This window comes from Planktosalinus sp., from assembly GCF_059864935.1.
This window is the reverse complement of record NZ_JCBCCK010000180.1, coordinates 1-2,253: the sequence shown is the minus strand read 5'-3', so window position 1 is coordinate 2,253 and position 2,253 is coordinate 1. Positions and strand designations below refer to the sequence as shown.

4 protein-coding genes are annotated in these 2,253 nt (G+C 34.4%); 3 read left to right on the top strand and 1 reads right to left on the bottom strand.

What is annotated here, in order from left to right; genetic code table 11:
* Both AC6F75_RS06685 and AC6F75_RS06680 read left to right on the top strand, forming a co-directional pair.
* On the top strand, nucleotides 1-480 hold a 480-nt coding region (locus tag AC6F75_RS06685), incomplete at its 5' end, for a cyclase family protein (protein WP_500714180.1).
* 463 nt (nucleotides 481-943) lie between these two features.
* Nucleotides 944-1,288 (top strand): DUF4260 family protein, encoded by a 345-nt coding sequence (locus tag AC6F75_RS06680; protein ID WP_500714179.1) that lies wholly within the window; start codon nucleotides 944-946, stop codon nucleotides 1,286-1,288.
* Between the two features lie 27 nt (nucleotides 1,289-1,315).
* Here the strand turns inward: AC6F75_RS06680 and AC6F75_RS06675 are convergent, their stop codons facing one another.
* Nucleotides 1,316-1,939, bottom strand: a complete 624-nt coding sequence (locus tag AC6F75_RS06675) for a hypothetical protein (RefSeq protein WP_500714178.1) — start codon at nucleotides 1,937-1,939, stop codon at nucleotides 1,316-1,318.
* 158 nt (nucleotides 1,940-2,097) lie between these two features.
* Here AC6F75_RS06675 and AC6F75_RS06670 point away from each other — a divergent pair.
* A partial coding sequence (locus AC6F75_RS06670; protein WP_500714181.1) for an MmcQ/YjbR family DNA-binding protein occupies nucleotides 2,098-2,253 on the top strand: 156 nt, incomplete at its 3' end.

Genomic DNA, 2,253 nt, shown 5'->3' with positions numbered 1-2,253 from the left:
AACAAAGCCCTGAAACAGTTTTTCTTCCTGGCAGAAGTCATAACCGTTGCCCCTGAATCCTTTGGAAAAGAAGATAAAGTCATTTCCAAAAAGCAAATTGAAAAAGCCTTGAAAGGCGCAACACCACAAGCCCTTGTCATTCGCACCATACCCAACACCACCGAAAAACGTTCTATGCAATACTCCCACACCAATTGGCCCTATTTACTGGAAGAAGCTGCCTTGTATTTAAGAGAAATTGGTGTGGAACACCTGCTCATCGACCTTCCCTCTGTGGATCGTGAAAAGGATGATGGTGAACTGCTGGCACACCGTGCCTTCTGGAATTATCCCAAAAATCCCAGAAAAAACGCCACCATCACCGAATTTATTTATGTAAAAAACAACATCAAAGACGGTACATATTTTTTAAATTTACAAATAGCATCCTTTGTCAACGACGCTTCGCCGAGTAAGCCGGTGTTGTATGAAGTGGTTTAGATTTGAGATATTAGATTTTAGACAACAGTTATTTTTTAGAATAAAATGATAATCAGATTTTTAAATAAGTACAGTATTTGGATTTATGTTCTTTTTTTGGCTTTGTCCCTTTTATTTTTATTCTTATTAATGGGAGCTTCCGGTCATGGATTTCATTTCAATTTTAACCTGCTTGAAAGCATTTCAATAGTATTTACACTTTGTGGTATTTTCATTGTACCTTTTTTTAAAATCTCAATTATCGAAAATCCAATTTTTAATAAGCTAATTCAAATACTCTCATTTTTTATTTTGTTAGGCACTTTGTTTGTTGGAATATATTTACTTTATGAAAATATCATATTTGATTATGGCGATAATTTAGTTTTATTAATTTTTACATTTATAATTTTATTTTTTTTAGTTATAAATGCTATACTTATCAAGCAAGTTTTTAATTCCTTAAAAGCTAAAACATAATTTCATGAAAACAACCCTAAAACTAGAAGAACTCGCCCTTTTCTTTTTCGGCATTTTCCTATTTTCCCAACTACCATTTGCTTGGTGGTGGTTTTTGGTTTTAATCTTAACCCCGGATATCGGGATGATTGGTTATTTGCTTGGAAACAAAACCGGCGCATTTACTTATAACCTCTTTCACCACCGAGGCATTGCAATTGCTTGTTACCTGATTGGAATCTATACTCATTCAGAAATCACACAACTCATTGGGGTGATTCTTTTCTCCCACGCCACTTTGGACAGGATATTCGGCTACGGATTAAAGTATGAAAAAGGATTTAAGTTTACGCATTTGGGGGTGCTTTAATTTTGCGAATTTGAAAATAATTTTTCATTAAAGTTCAATCAGAAGCGAGAGCCCCACAGAGTTCATATTAATGATTTTTTGTTTATCACTAAATGGTGCATTTTCTTGAGTTTTAAACTTGTTAACGTCTGAATGTCCAAGGTAGTTTAAGCCAACACTATAATTCTCAAAAATCTCAAACAAAAATCCAATGCTTAATTGAGTCCCGAAATTCCATCCTTCATACACATTTTTTGCTTTAAAATCAACAAACGAAAGCTCATCTTTTAAGATAGTTTGTGCATAAGCACCTAATGTAATAAGTATCTTTATTTTATCTGAAACATAATAATCCGCTGTAAATAAAACCGGAATTTTAAGTTGACTTCTTTCATGAAAAAAGTTGCCCAATGAATTGAACGCATTTCCCTTCAATTCGTTGAAACCTACTCCGGAAGCGACACCAAAATATTTTGAAAATTTATAGTTCACCAATAGTTCTGCATTATTGGTGTTAAGGGCGTAGCTGACTTCGTTGTCATGAGTAGCAATACCACTCCCAATTCCGCTTTGCATCAGTAAACGGAAATTGCGATACCCATCTTCCTGAGCTTGTGAAAAACACAATCCAAAGAAAAAAACAAGAATCAAAAAAATATAAATCTTTTTCATATTTTTAGTATTTGTATTAGCTTTATGAAAGCTAAAATTAAGAAAAAAACTTTAAAAACTTATTCTTTCACCTCCATCGGCCGCCAAAGGCTTGTCGCTTATGCTTCAAAGCTTCAGCGACGGAGCACCGACGGCGATGCTAATCACTATTGACTAAAATGAATATTGAATCCTACAGAAACTACTGCATCAGCAAAAAAGGCGTCACTGAACACTTTCCATTTGACGAAGACACCTTGGTTTTTAAAGTGATGAACAAAATGTTTGCGCTCACTTCACTCAAAAAATGGGAAGAAGAAACCCCTTCTGTAAAC